3 protein-coding genes are annotated in these 1,766 nt (G+C 42.8%); all 3 read right to left on the reverse strand.

From position 1 onward, the window contains the following. Positions 1-165 (reverse strand): helix-turn-helix domain-containing protein (locus AC1DVK_RS26805; RefSeq protein ID WP_477626572.1); only part of this gene is annotated, 165 nt, incomplete at its 3' end. 186 nt (positions 166-351) lie between these two features. Next, positions 352-1,476, reverse strand: coding sequence for an NADH-dependent flavin oxidoreductase (locus AC1DVK_RS26810; protein WP_410862362.1), 1,125 nt, complete (start codon positions 1,474-1,476; stop codon positions 352-354). 30 nt (positions 1,477-1,506) lie between these two features. Next, complete coding sequence (locus AC1DVK_RS26815; RefSeq protein WP_477627817.1) at positions 1,507-1,743, reverse strand: hypothetical protein; 237 nt, start codon at positions 1,741-1,743, stop codon at positions 1,507-1,509. Positions 1,744-1,766: the final 23 nt, after the last annotated feature.

Raw genomic sequence — 1,766 nt, forward strand, 5'->3', positions numbered from 1 at the left:
ATTATTTTGCACTTTCTTTACCCAATTCGCTATTTGTGCATCACTTTTGATACCAAATCGCTCACGAAGCCGACGATATGACCAGCCTTCCTCCAACTTCAAACGAACAACTTCTCGCTTTAATTCTTCTGTATATGTTTGAAACGTTTGCCCCTTTTTTGCCATAGAAAAATCCCCTCTCAGATAGACTGTTAAGAACATTTTATCATGCTCTCTTTTTACTCTGTCTACCTGTAGGGGATAATACCAATCATCATAATGACAGGGTCTTCTTTTTGTTGTTCACTTTTTCCGAGTGTTATCGAATTCTTGTGACAAAATAGTAACGTTTAATTAATACGGAGACAACTCCTATTCAATCCCCGGGAACCATCCTGGAGAATGGATGATCGCTTGCCATAATGGATCTGGAATATCAAGTTGCTGCTGATTATCCTTGTTTATTTTTGTCACGATTTCAGTTTCCCTGCCTTGTTCCACTTTTTGTACCCACTCAGGGTCGATTATAAGTTCACGGCCCAATGCGATTAACGGAACCCCTGATTGCAGTGCTTTGATTGCATCATCCGCTGTATAGATGGAACCAACGCCGATGACAGGAACTTGATCTCCGACACGTTCTTTTATAATTTCTATCCGAGGTCGGTCAGCCTCGACTCCCCGTCTTGCTTTCGACCAGAAATCCATTAATGAAACATGGAGATAATCAATATTTTTTGATACAAGCCCATCAATCAATGCAAGTGTATCATCCATGGTGATTCCTGGTGTTTCAGGCTCCTCCGGTGAAAAGCGATATCCTACGATGAACGGATTTTTGGCATATTCAGCAACAGCCTTTTTCACTTCGTCCACAACCGCTAATGGGAAAGTCAGACGTTTTTCAAGCGATCCGCCCCACTTGTCTTCACGACGGTTTGAATGCGGTGAAAAGAATTGCTGGAGTAAATAACCATTGGCACCGTGAATTTCAACACCATCAAATCCAGCTTCAATCGCTCGTCGAGTGGTTTCACCAAAATCGAGAATGATCGATTCAATTTCTCTTTCAGTTAGTGGACGTGGAACAGGTTTCCCTTCGCCTTCCGACGGAATATTGCCTGCACTTACAACATCACCATTTGGTACTAATTCCGGTGGAACCTCACGGCCGCCATGAAATATTTGTAGAATTGCTTTTGCACCTTTTGCTTTAATCGCAGAAGCCAAACGATGTAAACTAGGAATCATTTCATCCGTATCTCCGCCAAATTCACCATGAAAACCTTTACCATTGGCCGTCACGTATGTGCAAGCTGTTATAACCATGCCTACCCCGCCAGACCGACGTTCATAATAGTTAACTTCTGCATCGGTTACAGTCCCGTCAGGATTCGAAGAGAAATTTGTCATAGGCGCCATCACCAACCGATTTTTCACTTCCATCCCTTTTCCTAGATTGAACGAATCAAATAATGGTGTAAATTTAGAATTCATTTAGTAATCCTCCATTTTGTTACCAACCCTTTACAGGTATTGGTCGGTATAAGTCCTTTTTTTATTTAGGCTGTTTTCACATACTTTGTTGCTATTTACCAGGTAGTGAGTTGTGGTTGATTTCTCCTCCAGATGCTCGCTTTCCTTGGAGCGGGCGGTGAGCCTCCTCGGCGTAAACGCCTGTGGGGTCTCACCTGTCCCGCTGCTCCCGCAGGAGTCTCGCACTTCCGCTCCAATCRACCTTAAATAGTTTCGTTTTAAAAACAACAATCTTTACGAAAAGAGCCTTT

It is taken from the genome of Peribacillus sp. P4_B1 (assembly GCF_056402395.1).

Excerpts from the sequence above, each read along its gene's own strand:
- AC1DVK_RS26810 (WP_410862362.1), bottom strand. The coding sequence starts at position 1,476 with ATGAATTCTAAATTTACACCATTATTTGATTCGTTCAATCTAGGAAAA.